This is a genomic window from Leisingera sp. SS27 (genome assembly GCF_028368855.1).
Classification (GTDB): domain Bacteria; phylum Pseudomonadota; class Alphaproteobacteria; order Rhodobacterales; family Rhodobacteraceae; genus Leisingera.
In genome coordinates this window covers 1-15,304 of sequence record NZ_JAQNCY010000001.1, presented here as the reverse complement: position 1 = coordinate 15,304, position 15,304 = coordinate 1, and the positions used below count along the sequence as shown (strand labels likewise).

At 52.9% G+C, this 15,304-nt stretch carries 12 protein-coding genes; 7 read left to right on the top strand and 5 right to left on the bottom strand.

Annotation, left to right across the window (positions count from 1 at the left end; genetic code table 11):
- Nucleotides 1-38: 38 nt before the first annotated feature.
- Both N6L27_RS00060 and N6L27_RS00055 read left to right on the top strand, forming a co-directional pair.
- Nucleotides 39-230, top strand: coding sequence for a hypothetical protein (locus N6L27_RS00060; protein WP_271905000.1), 192 nt, complete (start codon nucleotides 39-41; stop codon nucleotides 228-230).
- A gap of 54 nt (nucleotides 231-284) precedes the next feature.
- Nucleotides 285-1,850: a hypothetical protein gene (locus N6L27_RS00055; RefSeq protein WP_271904999.1), complete on the top strand. Its 1,566-nt coding sequence runs from the start codon at nucleotides 285-287 to the stop codon at nucleotides 1,848-1,850.
- 96 nt (nucleotides 1,851-1,946) lie between these two features.
- Here the strand turns inward: N6L27_RS00055 and N6L27_RS00050 are convergent, their stop codons facing one another.
- Genes N6L27_RS00050 through N6L27_RS00035 form a run of 4 tightly spaced genes read right to left on the bottom strand, consistent with a single transcriptional unit; the run spans nucleotide 1,947 to nucleotide 9,002 of the window.
- A complete protein-coding gene (locus N6L27_RS00050) occupies nucleotides 1,947-5,162 on the bottom strand; it encodes a DEAD/DEAH box helicase (protein ID WP_271904998.1) in 3,216 nt (1,071 codons plus the stop codon).
- Nucleotides 5,162-6,472, bottom strand: a complete 1,311-nt coding sequence (locus tag N6L27_RS00045) for an EH signature domain-containing protein (RefSeq protein WP_271904996.1) — start codon at nucleotides 6,470-6,472, stop codon at nucleotides 5,162-5,164. The genes N6L27_RS00050 and N6L27_RS00045 overlap by 1 nt, the downstream gene beginning before the upstream one ends.
- Nucleotides 6,469-7,485, bottom strand: coding sequence for an OmpA family protein (locus N6L27_RS00040; protein ID WP_271904995.1), 1,017 nt, complete (start codon nucleotides 7,483-7,485; stop codon nucleotides 6,469-6,471). Before N6L27_RS00040 ends, N6L27_RS00045 begins: the two co-directional genes overlap by 4 nt.
- A gap of 56 nt (nucleotides 7,486-7,541) precedes the next feature.
- Nucleotides 7,542-9,002 carry a hypothetical protein gene (locus N6L27_RS00035; RefSeq protein ID WP_271904994.1) on the bottom strand — a complete coding sequence of 487 codons (1,461 nt, stop codon included), beginning with the start codon at nucleotides 9,000-9,002 and terminating at the stop codon, nucleotides 7,542-7,544.
- 343 nt (nucleotides 9,003-9,345) lie between these two features.
- On the opposite strand from N6L27_RS00035, the gene N6L27_RS00030 reads away from it, so the two are divergent.
- The 5 genes from N6L27_RS00030 to N6L27_RS00010 all read left to right on the top strand — a co-directional run bounded on the left by N6L27_RS00030 (nucleotide 9,346) and on the right by N6L27_RS00010 (nucleotide 14,291).
- Complete coding sequence (locus N6L27_RS00030) at nucleotides 9,346-9,786, top strand: hypothetical protein (RefSeq protein WP_271904993.1); 441 nt, start codon at nucleotides 9,346-9,348, stop codon at nucleotides 9,784-9,786.
- Between the two features lie 313 nt (nucleotides 9,787-10,099).
- Complete coding sequence (locus tag N6L27_RS00025; protein WP_271904992.1) at nucleotides 10,100-11,836, top strand: hypothetical protein; 1,737 nt, start codon at nucleotides 10,100-10,102, stop codon at nucleotides 11,834-11,836.
- Entirely contained in the window at nucleotides 11,833-13,215 is a 1,383-nt protein-coding gene (locus N6L27_RS00020; protein WP_271904991.1) for a hypothetical protein, read from the top strand. The genes N6L27_RS00025 and N6L27_RS00020 overlap by 4 nt, the downstream gene beginning before the upstream one ends.
- A 178-nt stretch (nucleotides 13,216-13,393) precedes the next feature.
- Nucleotides 13,394-13,771, top strand: coding sequence for a hypothetical protein (locus N6L27_RS00015; RefSeq protein ID WP_271904989.1), 378 nt, complete (start codon nucleotides 13,394-13,396; stop codon nucleotides 13,769-13,771).
- Nucleotides 13,772-13,874: 103 nt separating this feature from the next.
- Complete coding sequence (locus N6L27_RS00010) at nucleotides 13,875-14,291, top strand: hypothetical protein (RefSeq protein ID WP_271904987.1); 417 nt, start codon at nucleotides 13,875-13,877, stop codon at nucleotides 14,289-14,291.
- A gap of 62 nt (nucleotides 14,292-14,353) precedes the next feature.
- Here N6L27_RS00010 and N6L27_RS00005 read toward each other — a convergent pair whose 3' ends face one another.
- Entirely contained in the window at nucleotides 14,354-15,178 is an 825-nt protein-coding gene (locus N6L27_RS00005) for a hypothetical protein (protein ID WP_271904986.1), read from the bottom strand.
- Nucleotides 15,179-15,304: the final 126 nt, after the last annotated feature.

Below are 15,304 nucleotides of genomic sequence, written 5' to 3'. Positions count from 1 at the left end.
CTTGCGATGAGTTTTGGCCGATTTTTATCGTTGGTTCAATGATCTGGATCGAAAAGAAAAAAGTTGGAATTTCCTGTCCGCAACTCGTTGAGCAGCATTTTGTCGGCGGTTTGTCGGCGATGCAATTGCAAGTTTTTCATTTTTATATCAGTTACTTACAAACACTGTCGGTTGTCGTCGCCCCCTGGCATTTTCCGAAGTTCGACACCCTATCAAACCCAGTTACCTGATCTGGGTTCATGACAACACGTCTCGTGCACGCAGAAAAGTAGAAAGGCGTGCAGATGGCACAGAAATCCAAGACCCCAACAACCCGTAAGACCAAGCCGAGCCTGTTCAATGATCTTCGGGTAAACGATGGCAAGCGCAAGCGAGCGTTGACCGAGAAGGAGAAAAGCGACCTCGTCGCCATGCTCACGGTCAAGGAACGCCCGGAGGCACTGGACATCCTGCCACTCGTGCCTCGTGGCTCCTACATCCAACGCATGCTTAAGCACTTCGATGCCACAGACACCAGCTACGCCCTCCCCTTGTTCCAGTTGATCATGATTGCGTCTTCCTGGCTGACACAAAATGGTGCCTCGTTGATGATCCCAGGAATGAAGCCACATAGTCCGATCCTCTGGACTATCGCCATGGCTTCTTCAGCAAGTTCCAAAACCCTGGCCACAAACCGGGTTAAGGACACTCTGTTTGGTGAGGGCCAGACCACATCAGTTCGGATGTTCCCGAAATACAGCAGCGATGCACAATGGATTATCGACCTGAAAGAGAACAACGGGTCCTATTGGTTCCAGGACGAGGTGGGCCAATTCTTCAAATTGGTTCTAACTCATTCAAATTACGCGCGGATCAAACCATGGATGCTCGACGCGTACTCTCATGAGGAAATCGCCAACCGGCTAAAGAGCGAGGAAAACAAGCTCACTGTTACCGACCCGCACTTCACATTTCTGGGCCTAACAGTACGCGAAACGTGGAAGATGAACATTGATCTCCCGAGCATGCTCGACGGCCTTTGCCAGCGTTTCAACTATGTCATAGCTGAAAATCGGACCGACACCGACATGTTCGATCATTTTCTTTTCTTCCAGGGAGAAAAGAACAAGATAGAACAGGAAGGCCTTCGTGAAATGTGGCATGCATTTTGTGCGCAGAAGAACTCCTGCGGCGACTATACGCTGGCCCCAGAGACACTGCCTTTCATTGAAGCGTGGTGGCAGGAGCTTCGCCCTACTTGGGGCAACAGCCTCCTGCCAGGATCCTTCATTCGCCGGATTGGTTTTTCCGTCCTGTCGTATTTGGTGGTCATTCACTTCCTGCTCGGAAGATCGCAGAAGGAAATCGACGTTGAAACGGCACGGATCGCTACGCGCTATGCAGAGTACCACATGGAATGTGCATTGGTGATGATCCGGGAATACGACACCGGTTGGTCAAACCCGGTTCGCATTGTAGCTGAGCGGCGGGAGCGTCACCGCGAAAGAACCGGCAAAGAGCCAACTGCTCGAGAAATCCAGAAAAACCTAAGTTCCAAAGCTCGTCAGATCCTGAATTCGGCCCAGATCAAGGAAATCATGGAGCTGCTTGAAAGCCTCGAAAAACCGAATAACCAACCATTGTTCAATCAGGAGAACGAAACGATTGCAGATCGTTTGCACTCGCGGCACATGGCAAACAAGAAGCACGAAGACACACAGGAAAACTGGAGAAATAAGAAGCGTCTTGCCAGGGTGCTTGAGGCCTACCGGTCGGCAGATTTGCATATTTCATCGACGTCCTCCAACGTACTGAACTTCCAACTGCCGCTTGGCGAGGATGAAGACCCAATATTCGAAGCCGCAAGTTGAAGAGATAGTGTCCAGAGTCGCCCTGCCTTTCGGATCAACGAGAATGCGTGTTGATCCGAAAGGACGAGCGGAAGGAAAGCAACTGACTTCAAATCATCAATCCGGCAATACGAACTCTGGCCAGAGCGCAGCCCCACCCAGAATTGACGTTGGAACATTCGTGCCTTCAGGAAGATTGTGGAAGTCAGAAAGGACGATTGCCGCAGCATCCGTCTCTGGCCTTAAGATAACCCGCTGAAGGTCTGCACCATCCAGAGCTACTACGACCGAGGCTCCTCCCCCCTTCAGGCACACCCGAAGTATGTTCTCGCCAAGCTCCTGCGTTTCCAAGTCCGGGCGGCCTGAGAGTACAAGCCCCTCATCTGTGGCGAGACCATCCTCCTCCTCAGCGGAAACGATTGCGTCGTAAAGCGCGCGGACCTCGCTTTCATCACTTTCAGGAGGCCATAGAACGCTGTCTGCCAGGGATCTTTTGTTCTTCATCAAGTTCTGCAACAGGCAATCAAAAGAACCGCGCTGGAGGCGCGGGTGTATAGCCAAGGGGATATGCACAGTTACCGGGCGGGTCTGTCCAATGCGGTGAGTTCGGTCGTTGCATTGTTCTTCGACCGCGGGATTCCACCAGCGAGTCAAATGGATCACGTGGTTTGCCGCTGTCAGGGTCAACCCCGTACCTGCCGCACGCGGCCCCAATACAAGGACATCGAAACCTTCATCATGCTGCATGTGGCGTTGAAAATGGTCCGTGATTTCCTTTCGATGCGACACCGGTGTTGATCCATTGATGATTTCGACGCGTGGCAAGCCGAATTCGATTTTGACCAGTTCAGCAAACCAGGCTTGAACATCCCTGTTCTCGACAAACACGAGCGCCTTTTCCCCCTTTGCCTGGATCGCTCGAAGGACATCCATGGCAGCCTCAATACGGGCTGAAGCGTGGATAAAAGTTTCAGGCGCTTCACCTTCCAACAAACCCGGATGCAAGGATGTTCTCCTGATGTGGTGCAGGAGGCCAAACAGGGATTGCCCGGGTTTACGAGCCTCATCATATCTGAGCGCTTGGATCTCTGGCATGATGCGTGGATGCAGCACCCTCACTTTGGGTGGCAGATCCGATGCAGCTTTCTCTTTTGTACGTCGAATGCCCAATGCCGGGTACCCGTTGATCGATGAGAACACGGCACGGTGCAACTCTTGCATGTTACCCTGCTTTGGAATGTCAAAGGCGATACGAAAATCGTTGAGCGCACCCAGAGCCCCGGGAAACAGCTGATCCATGATAGCCCAAATGTCGCGGGTAGCATTCTCAACGGGAGTTCCAGTCAAACCAATTCGAAAGTCAGCGTTTACAGCCTTCGCCGCATTCGAACGCAACGTTGATGGGTTCTTGAGATTCTGGATTTCATCAAACACGGCGACTTCGAAAGGAGTTTGGGCAAAGGTCACCGCGTAATTTGCCAAAGTTTGGTAAGTGGTAATTACGAGTCGCGGCTCGGAGCAATCAACAAGACTGGAGAGGTCAAGTTTCGCGCGACCATCCTGAATGTCCCTGCCCCGTTCACCCTGAACGCGCCACGCCTTGAGTTCGCGGCCATAGAGACGAACCGGCTCATCGATAATACCCGGCAGAAGGTGCTTCCTGGTTTCATCTTCCCAATTCCTAAGCAAGGATGTGGGGGCGACAATGAGAAACGGTTTGGTGGGCAACTCACCTTTCGTCATCCTCTCATTCAACCAAGCCAGGAAAGAAAGCGTTTGAACGGTCTTTCCAAGGCCTTGTTCATCAGCATTCAGGATTCCAGGGAGACCGGCCTCCCATGCAGATACTTGCCAATCAAAGGCGTTTCTCTGATGCACGTGCAAAGATGTCTTTAGCGAACTGGGCAACCCTTGCTCCGTTGCTGATGGCCTGTCGCGCAACCTTTCGCGGAATTCGAGTTCCCAGAAATTGTCATGCGTCACCGGCAAAATGGCCGTGACCTCGCCTTCTTCTGCCTGATCCTGGCTGGTTCGATTGAGATACAGTTCCAGACGCCGTCTCACTGCCTGGATAACCAACTCCGTGACAGGAAGAACTCCTTGTTCAAGCAGGACCTCCAGATCCCCGCTCTCCTGCGCAACAAGGAGAGCCTTCAACACGGTATCCAGATCCTCTTCTGGAATGGTACCCAGGATCTCACCAACGACAGCGTCAATGTCTTCAGGCAGCCACGACGTGCCAGATCCTTCAAGAATTTCGATCTCGGGCTTGGTCCACTTCCTGATCTCGATAACGCGATCAGTCCACTCCCGCGTTTCAGCCCAAGCTTTTTCGAACTCTGTTTCAACCGCATCTACCAGATCGGCAGACGGCATCAGTTCGTTCAGCCGACCCTCATCTATCAGAGCTTGCTCAATCGCTTCTGCAACTAAGCGATCTGCATTTTCGAGGAAATTCCTCTTCTCCTGGTCTGTTCCTCTTGCATGGCGCGAAATCACATCGACAACCGGCACAACAGACTTGTCCAGGATCAGGAACCTGTTCTCTCCTACCCGATATGCTGGTTGAGCGCCGCGGCGGTTGGAATCGTCTTTGAACGCAGAAAGCTCATTGCCCTGGAGCGCGGCGGAAACCTCGGACGCCATTTCTCCTTGCCGGATTTGCTGAGATACAAATGGTAACGGCGCAAATCCCAATGGATCCTCGGGATCGACAGCCAACCCCACCTTGTCACACGCGACAATTTCCACCTTTTCCAGATAACGTTCTGGCCGCGTTAATCCGTCATCTTCAAGATCACCCAATGCCGCGCGAAATTCCGAAAGAGCGTGCCAATGTTCTGGCAGAGGTCTGCCGCTGTCGAAGGCTTCAGACAAGATGATTGCGTCATAAATCTGCGCAGGCAATCGCATGAAAACGCCGCCAGATTCTACTATCGCACCCGTACGATTGAGCCGAATTTGCCGCTTTTCACGCTCCCACCACCACTGCAGAGCAAAGCTCTCGCTCCCAAGGGATCCTCGCATTTCCGCATGGAACACTACACCTGAGAGTTTTCCGGGTATGCCCAGCACAGAAGCTGACATGTCATCCAGCCGCGACACCATCCAATGATCCAGCCACAAGTTATCAGCCGAAAGCTCGTGATGATCTGTGTCACGATCCAAAGCCCGGATCCTTGAAAGGGCAATTGCAAGGGTTCTTTCAGCGCCTGCAAGTGTTTTTAGATCTACAGGTTCCCGTTTCCGAAAGCGTGCAAACAACCCTGCCTTTTGGTGTGAAATTCGTACTCGAAGGCCATTTTCTCCAATATCAAACTGGAATTCATGCATTACAAAACCCGCCTTTGCACCCACTCCATCCAATGCCCGGGTGGATCATGCCTTCTTGCATCCTGGTGGCCCACTGGCAGCAAGATATCGTCAAGATCGTAGTTGCTGAGATAAAGCTCAGGAGTTGCTCGAGATGGTGTCGGAAAAACATGCACCCGAAAACTATGCGAGCCTTCGACAACTGTCTTCGATCCGATCTTCATCATGAGCAGACAGGTATCACTTCGAGTGCCTTGGTGGCCAAAGCTCATGTAGGATGGATCACCCGTACGAGCATAAAGTTCCTTTGCATGGGGCACGGCTTTGCTGCCGAGTGCGACCCACGCTTCCTCAATACGGCCCTTGTCATAGACCCCCATCCAGAACCGTTTTCGATTTGCCCATTGGTGCCCCTGTTCCGATCCTCCTTCTGCCCTGGTTACAATATCGAAAATCGCCTCCATGCTCTTGCGAGCCAACCATTTCAGCAGGATCCGACGATATGGCTGCCCGACCATGGACCAAAAAGCTGGGCGATCAGTCCGAGGGTCGCCAAACCTATTCACCAGCCTTTCCAGGTTGAATTCGCGCAGCTTCTGAGGGCAGTCGGCGGAAACCCAGGGGGATAGAATTTTTTCGACAGTCTCAGCAGCCCAAGGGTCAAAAAGTTTCGGACGGTTTGGCGGCGTTACCCATCCCAGAAGCTTGTCCACGGCCATCTCAGTCTGTGGCATGGGGGTTTGCCTGAGAAATGCGAGATGGGTTTCTCTCATCAAGCCTTCTTCGTGAGGGGCAGGTAAACCTTCAGACTTGAGCCACTGGTAAGGCGTCGAGGCTTCGACCATTCGTGCAGCCATCTTCTCTGCGCCATCTTCAATATCAAGAAAGGCCGGGTGCTTTGCGAATATTGTCTTCCAACGCGTCGGCAGTACGGAGGCCTTTTCAAGCAAAAGGTTAGAAAGAACACGTGTCTTGGCCGCTCGTTTTGACCAACTCACAAAGTATCCCCGGCACATGGCATCGATCAGGGTCGGGTTCGTTGTAACCTTCATTTCCTGATCCAGGAAAAGGCGCAACTCCTGTGGGAGTTCGATCTTTTCTCGAAGATGCTCATAAACCGCGATACCAACATCGCCGGACGTCACACCTTGCCAAATTCCCGCCTTATATGCCTCCTCTACTTTACGAAGAATGATCGGGACATCCTCTGGCGCGCGTTTCTCGAGCCCAGGAAAGGCTTCTGCGATCCGTTCTGCGGCCTTATCCAGGGCTCCACCTTTGACGCCAACACTGAAGTCAGGTTTGAGGACAAGTCGATCGGCCAGGCTCATTCGAGTTCTCCTCCCTGGAGAAGTTTTTGAATGCGCGCCAGATCATCCAGACCAGACGGTATCGAAGCTTCATCCACCGGCGAGAACATTATGAAACGAATGTCGATACGCCGGTTTGCATCCCGGCCACCAGGTAAGGCTTCATCAGCAATTGGTCGGCCTTCGCCGTAGCCTGACACGGAAAGCACAGGCTGTGCACGCAGGTTCATAAACCCAAGCAACTGCGGGTTGGCCGCAATCATTTCGCCATAGATTGCCGCACCACGCCGGGCACTCAGATCCATGTTGTGATTATCACTTCCAACACTGTCCGCGTGACCTTCAATCTGCAACGCATCGATGACAGCAATATCTTCGTTGCAAGTACTGCCCAGCGTCGATGGTTCTCCCAGAGAGAAACAAGCTATGACATCCTGGAGGATACCAGCAATGAGCCGCATTTTGGCCCGTCCTTGGCGCGATGGTGTCGTTGAATTTGACGCAAAAAGCCCATCACCTCTGAATTGGAGTGCATCCTGGTTGCGCGAAATGCTGACATCGATTGAGGGATCAGCCGCAACGATCCTTTCTCGCAAAACATGAAGGATCTTGGCTCGCTGCAAAGAGACAACGGTATTGTATCTTTCAATCAAGTTCTCGTCTGAACTGGCAGCTAAGAGCGCATGTAAGCGTTGCAGCTCGTTTCGGAGCAGTGAAATACGTGCCACGGCGGTGTCCCCATCCGCCAGTTCCAACTCTGCATGAATTGCGTCGATATCTTCTTCCAGCGCACGCACTCTGGCCTCAAGCTGCGCTTTTTCAGCCTGCAACTTAGGGATGATGCTTGGGCCTCCTGAACGAAAGCTTTCCAACTCCTCAAGGAGCTGTCTGACCTGAAGATCCCGCTGCTCGATGACGCTTTCTGCTTCATCGAGCATATGTTTCGGAACCGTTTCCCCTGGCGTAATCTGGGTGGCGAAGAAGGCGAGCAAAATCATGACGATGAACAAAAAGCTCACTGTCATGTCCGTCATCGACACGAAGACGGATTCTTCCTCCTCTTCCGACAACCTTTGGCGAAACGCATGCCTCATTCTGCAATTGCCTCAACCGAGGGCTTGGGCTGGCTTTCCGGCTCGAACGCCTTCGCATTTTCTATGACCGCCTGGAGAGTTGACAACGCATCGGCGAACCTCTCCTGTACGCCGTTTCCGTGATCTTCGAGCTTGTCGATCGTCTTACCCACTTCGACCTGGTAGGTCTGAAAGGCTTTCTCAAGCTGCCCATCATAGGCGGCTGCTCGGCTCTCGAAGGCTTCAATCAGGCCTTTGATAGACAGCATCGCCTCCAAAACGACCTGTTTCTCCTCCGAAATCGCAGTCTTGGCGGCGTGAACCATTTCGGTTGCGCCTTCGGCTACCCGCAAGTTCGCCGCATTTCCTTCTTTGACGGTTTCCATGACCGTTGGGGCCAAGTCGCCAACCATTCCGCTTGCGCTTGTCAGCTTTTCGGACACGTCCTCGAGACGTGAGAGTGCGGAAATCAGGGACTTCGTGGAAGAAGAAAGAGCCTCATCAAATTGTTTACCCGCCAAGTTCAGGTCGTCTCCGATTGAAGACAAGGCATTTGCAGCAGCTTCCATCCTCTCTGAAACAGAGTCCAACGAACCGCCAATCCCCGAGGTAATGTCTTTGCCCAGTTGATCGACCATGGTGCCTACATTCTGCACCGACTGTTCCACCACCCTGTTCAATGGCTCGCTCAGCTTCGCAACCAAATGTGTATTCAGTTCAGCCTGTTGTACTGTTTGGTCCTCGATTGCCCTCAGCTGCTTCCCTGCAAGATCCTCCAAGCTGATGAACGCCATATTTTTCTCAAGTACAGCGGCAAAGGAATCGGCCCCCTTTTCAACCTTGGTCGACCAGTACCGCAGACAAAAATTGATTATGATGGAACAGGCCAGCCCACTCAAAGACATAGTGAATTTGGCTGAAGCTTGCCCCAGAAGTTCACGCAACGCACTTACTGTTGCGGCATCGTTGCCATTCAATAAACCCTGGGTCTGTTGAAGCACTGCCACCAAACCAAGGAAGGTCAATAGCAGACCAAGGGAAACGAAGACTCCCGGAACCCATCGCAAAGATTTCAAAGAAAATCCAAGATCATCCACGTTCAAGAATGCTGATGGGCGTATTGAGTTGTGAATCCGCGCCTCGTCGCCCCTGCCGACAACTGTAAGCGTTTCACAATATTCCGAAAATCCAGTCGACAATGCACGGTCAGCTGCGCCCTTCCGGTGTTTGAGTGCGGCTCTCAGAGCTTCTGCATCCAGGCCATGACCCGAACTGTCGGAAGCGCGTTCTGCATCTTTCAGCGCGGCAGCAAGCGCTCGCTTGCGCGACCGCGAAATGAAGGAGACCCAAATGACGAAGAGCATCATAGCTGTGAAAAGAACCGCGCTGATGATTCCAGGCCAGTGCTCGTCAACGATCATGTTGGCCGCCGACAGGATAAAGTCCCGAACCCAGACGCCTACGCTTTCAAAATCCATTTCGTCTCCAAATCTGAGGGTATCGTCTTTCTGGCAACCCTCTTGTTGCACACAGTTTTTCCACTTTCATTGATGCAACTCAACCAACGAGTGCGCTAATTGTTCACCAGAATCCCCTAAAGCCCTAAAGGCATGCTGCCCAACTGTTTGAACCAATGCACTGTCAATCCATCTGAGGCCCAAAGAAGTTTTTCGTTTGACGCCGATGCACCCATCTTCCCGACGAGACGTCAGGGAGATCGAAATGTGTTCAGATCAATCAGCAAAGGATCATGCACTGCTAATCAGCACGAAGGATCTTGCTGGATTTCTAAATTCTACGGACGGGTTTGCTCGAAACCTCATGAAAAACCTCGACATTCCAAAGCGTGGGAAAGGTTATCCCAGGCTCCGAATATTCGCAGCATTTGGGTTCGAACAACCGTACCCGGTCCATGCGCCGGAGATTTGGAGCACCCTGCTTGATGCTCCAGCAGCAGCGAAGAAGACAGGAGAATGTGAGAAAACAATTGGGCGCATGTACGAAGGCGCCCACAAAGACAAAAGCTTCACTAACTTCTTACGTTTCGGCCCCCGCAAACGGATGATCTTTCCTTTCGAGGCTGAGGCTTGGCTCGCAGGCACCCAACCCAAATTTGTCCGGAAGAATGAGCTTATGCATCCCTTTCTTCGCGGAGAGATGCCACCAACGCACCAGACGGACAACCCCAGGCATGAACCTGCTCCCACAGGCACACGCCCATCGGTCACAGCCATTTTTCTCCCTCCGAACGCAGCAAAATAGGTCTCCGAACAATTTCCACGAACCGTCATTTGGACCCACTTCCATCCTGTCGTTTAAGGAATCTTTTGCGACGCCAAGCGCCAAAAGGTTGAACAATATTCCGTTCGCAAAATGACTCTCCGGCGCGGAATTGGATGATTATCGGTCAATGACACCGATAGCGGGCAAAATGACAAACACCGCCGAATATTCGGTTCCGGACTATCCGCAGGTTTTTGTCATTTTTCGCTTTGGTTTCAGCGATAACGGCCAATTTGTCATTTAGCGGACAAAAAAAGAGGCCCAAATGAGCTTTCATAAACCAATCACCGCAATGACCCTGCAAGACGTTCAAGACCGAGAGGTGGCGGCAGGCAATAATGACTACGCCAACGCTGTAGGTCGCTACCCGCACCTGACTGATGGTGCAGTTCTCAATCAAATCCCCGCAGATCTGATGTTGATAAAACAGCAACTGCCACTCCATGGGTTCGATCCCTCTCTCAGCAAATCAGAGAAGGCCTACAAAGCAACGAGGCGAAAGATCATTGCAGCGGTCAAAAACGCGACAGGCGAAGCTGAAGCAGCCAGAGAACGCCGTGCCCGGGTCGACGAATGGGCGGAACTTCTGACCGCCCTGGAACCTCACGCCGTCACAGAAGGCGAACGGAAACACCGCGCCAAACAGATTCTCATCCCTGTCAGGAAGCTGGCTGACGTAGCGCGGGCAAGCGACATCAAACCGAGCCAGGTGTGTCAGGACTGGTTGGACGCCGTTTCGCCAACCCTGGAAACCAACGAGTGGAAAACTCTTCAGCGCGCATTCAAGACGCTGAACAAATTCCGCCACGACGACAATGTGTGCCGCTATCTTCCCGTCGCTCCCTTTCCTTCCCCTGAACCTCGCCGCCAGGATAACCTTCATCTCATTCCTCCTCATATCGCTGATGAAATCGATGATTGGGTGCGCGACGCCACGCTGACCGAATTCGATCCTGTTGAGCAGGAACATGTGAACACCGCCTCGGTCTCGAGCGTAAATTTCAAGCTGGCAGCGATGCGGAAATTCGTCAGCACACTTTTTCGCAGTGGTCGGCTACAGCCACATACAAAATTGGGTCTACAGGACCTCATGACGCCTGAGTATGCGACCGATGTCGTTCGGTTTTGGAGCCAACATGAAGATCAAAAGGGCCATATCTCGGCAAGAACAGCGTATGACTACCTCAAATCCAACTACGTCGTCATGGCCAGAAATGACGTCGATCCTTCCCTCATGAAAAGCCATCTCAGAGCCAACCGGTTCCTGAGAAATGGGAAGAAGGCCAGCAACGACATGTCACCCACTTCACGCAAATTCTGTGAGAATCTATTGGCATCACCACAGCAGACCATGAAATTCCTGTCGATGCATGTTCATTTGCGCAATCAGGTCAATGAACTGCTCGACCGGCTTACTGGCGTTGAATTCAACCCGAAATCGCAGGAGATTACGCGGATCCGACAGATCGGAACGGTCGCTGCCATCTGCGCCCTCGAAACACGCGGGGCTCCCATAAGAATCGAAAGTGCTTTGGAGTTGATATTTCGCGGCCCGGGCAGAACCTTCCATCTCCCGTCACGAAAAACCAAGCATGCCACAATCGATCTCGGGCCCGAGCACACCAAGAACGATGTGGAGATCTGGGCCCCGATACAGCCCAACCATTTGAATGGCCTCGAAGTCATCCTCTGGTATCTCGAAAAAATTCGCCCCCTCTTTCCCAACCACGAAGAAAGCGTTCACCTGTTTCCTGGTTTCAAATACGGAGAAGCACTGGAATACAGAACCTTCCTGGGCTGGTTTAAGCGCCAAACCCGAAGCGCAGGATTGCCAATGACACCGCATAAATTCAGGCATGGCCTCGCCTCGCTTCTGTTGCAACATAACCCAGGCAGATGGGACCTCCTCGAGAGATTGCTCGACGACACCCCCGCAACCGTTCGCAAGAATTATGCCTGGGTGAATGAACGCGCCAAACGCTCGGAAGTTCAAAAATTCATTCTGGATCTGTCGAGCCTCAGCCGATGAAAACCCCAGACTACCGCTCGAAAAACGACATTCTTAGGCTTCAACGCTGGGATCTCCTGATTGGAGATCCCAATTTGGCCGCGGCCACTGTTCAGGAATTGAGGTTGGTCGATGATCTTCTGGCTTATCTCGAAACACGCGGAATTTCGTCGATGGAAGCCCTGTCTGCACAGGAATTCCTGAAGTTTGATGCCAGGAATGGATCGGAGAGCCGACTTCGTCGTCTCAAACATGCGATCATGTCGATTTTCCCGAGCCACCCTTCGGTTTTGGCCCTGGAGGAAGCCATCCGATCGCGCGAAGCAAAACGCAAGAAGAAGTCGAAACCCAAATCGCGCCGGCTGTCCAAATCTGTGGAGTTCAACCAATTGCCGTCGGCCTGGCGAAAAGCATTCGCGGACATGGATGCGGGTTTCGATCAAAACGGAGAACTACCCCCTGCAGAAGGAATGATGGATACCCACAAAATGAAAATGCGTCAGTTCCTTTTTTCGACCCGCGCAGCTGGACTACCGGATGCTCTGTCCACCGAGGCAGTGCGCGCATATGCACGCGATCTTCGAAATCGAGGAGTGGCCCCGGGAACCCTCCGGTCTTCGTTCGCAGCTGTGCAAAAGTTCGCTCGGTACGTGGCGGCTGGTACTGAAACACTCGATCTGTTGGCCGATCTCGTTCGAATTTACGAAGCTCAAGCCCGCAAGACGAAAGGCAAGAAATTCAACCACCTGCAGAAAACCGGATACTCGCCGGTGGCGCTGATCGAGCAAGCTCGTGACACTCTGCAGGGTGCTGAAGAACACGACTGCCCAAGAAGCCGCCATGCGCAGCGCAACCGCGCGGCAGCATTGGCGTTGTTTTCCGTCATGCCGGTCCGCCTTGCTGACACGCGATTTGTCTTTGGCGAAAACCTGCTCTGGACCGGCACCCAATACACCATTGAAACCGAACTCTCCAAGAGCGGCTATGCGTGGACAACAGACATTGATCCACGGCTCAATTTCCTGATCGACGCTCTCATCCTGCGTGGTGCCAATCCAGCTTGGCTCGATCACATGCGCCAGACCTGCCTCGCAGAGAAACGTTCCCTGTTTATCAACAACGACGGAACTCCTGTCGCCTATGGATATGTTTCGGATTGCTGGCGGCGAGAAGTGGGAACCGGAGAGCACATCGCTCGTACGGTTCTGCACACTTTCATGGGAATAGAAATGGGACAAGCAGGAACAGACCTGGCGATGGCATCCAGCGGACAACGTAACCATACGACAGCTGAGGCATACCAAGGTGAAGCTCTGGCGATGGCCCAACGCATGAAAGGACAGGCCGAGCTCCGCGAGATAGCCAACCAGGGAGAGCTCGAGATGTTTGAATTCAAATAGGATGAACTGGCAGCGGCAGGTGTTTCGTCGGGATTTCGACATGAACCCCGAAGAAACAACCAGCCCAGCCATCAACCGAGAGAAAAGCAGCCTCTCACACGACAACCGCGCATTCGAAAGGAAATTCAGTCGCCTTGAAGCCACGGCATCATGCTTTGGCGCTGCATAGGAGAACACAATGTTCGACTTTCACCAGGACGCACTGAAAGGCCTTCGGGATTTCATGTCGTCTCATAACCAAGCCCTGCAAAATGCTTCCCTCCTTTTAGGTGGCCAGCCCGCCCTTCGTCGGACGCAGGCCCTACTCGGCGACCTCATGAGCGCACGCAGTCTGACACGAAGACTGAGATACAGGATTGCTGCACTCCATGGTCTTCTGTCTCTGAGCAATGTGCATGACATCGAGACTCTCGAAGCGGCATACTTCGCCGAAATCGACCCGGCATCGCCCATCATGGAGGAGCTCTGTCTACTCATCGAAGGATTGAAAGAAGCAATCTGTCAGCACCAGGACCCGGATCTGATCGCATTGATCGAAACAGATCCTGTCGCATGACGGCGCAGCGTCACCCCCTGTCAATCTGGGGTTGGCGACTTGAGAGCCAGCGCAATGCCGGCTCACCACTGACAGATGACCTCTCAAACCGAAGGAGACCAAATTGGACATCGAAATCGAACGCGACGTACACAAGTTGACACTCGACGCAATCGTTCTGGGGCGATTGTTGGCCGAAGAATGGCTCGCAGGCAGCCTGACCCCCAAAGGATCCATTAGATCAACCATCCTGGATAGCCTTCAATCCCTCCGAGAGCGCCAGGGGCTTCAGCAGATCGACCAGGATCTAATCGACGTCATGGGTGAACAGATCCGCAGAACCCTGAATGAAATTCGTGATGGCAAAGGTGATACAGCAATAACGCAGGACGTGGATCTGGTCTGGGAACAAGATCAGAAAGTCGTCGAGTATGTGAACCTCGCATATCGCTGGAAGCAGTTCAAAAAAGCCAAGATTGCGCTCGACGACAAGCTCTCAGCAATTCGTGAGGCCGACCTCTTTCTGTCCAGGACAGTGTAGAGATTCTGAGAAATATGAACCGAGTTCCGGACTTTGCTCAAGCCGAGCTCGGCTCACTTACCTCACGAGGAAGAATTGGATTTGCGACGCGGATCAGTCACATGTGGCATCAAGGGTTCCTTCGCATATGGCAACTCAGGAGCTGGCGGTTTGTCTCCCCATCGCACATGGGGAGCAACCCAGGTTCTTCCTACTTCGGGGTTGCCATCAGGGCCTCGTCCAATCGAACCCTCTCCAATACGCCGCCAAAATCCTTTGACCGAAACCTGCGTCTCCGGTTCCTTTCGTGGAGATCCAGACAAAACCCTTGCTTCAAATCCAATTTCTTCAGGAACAAGGTTCCTGCGCGGGTAACGCAGGGCGCGCACGAGCTTGAACATCTTGGGCTTGTAGGCACGAGGTGTTTTCTTCCTTGCTGAAATTCCCGTGTCTTGCGCCTCTTCAACCAGCCGTCGGCCGGCTCCGTCAAAGACATTGTCTTCCACAGCCTCGAGCTGAAACTCAAAATACGCTGGCAGCCCCATCTGCAGAAGAGCCCTGATGCCCAGGGGCTTGAAGAGCTCGGCATTTGCCCATGCGCCAACAGAGGCCTGCTCGTCGGTCAAAAGGGGATGCCCACCTGGTTTCGCGCTCCATCCAATGGATGCGTCGATAAGTTTGTCGCTGTCGACCAGTAAGAAGGACGTCTTGACCTGGTCATTCCCCTCAGCATCCTTGGTGAGTGCCGTGAAATGCGCGACCTTGTAGTGTGACCTATTCCCAGGAACGCCCATCATCCCTGCCAGCCGGGTTATCAATGTGTCGGTGGTCTCATCTGCAGGAATGAGAATTTGGAGCAATCTGATCTCGCCCTCACTGGAAATCAGTCGCGTTCCCAGATCAGACAATCTTAACAGGCTGCTGAAATAGTCCTGTCTCGACAGCGGTTTGAGAACATGATTCACCCTCAGCACGTTAGCGGCGGGGGTGAGTATGCGGGGGACAGACGAGACGAGCGGGTCGCTGTTCAGCTA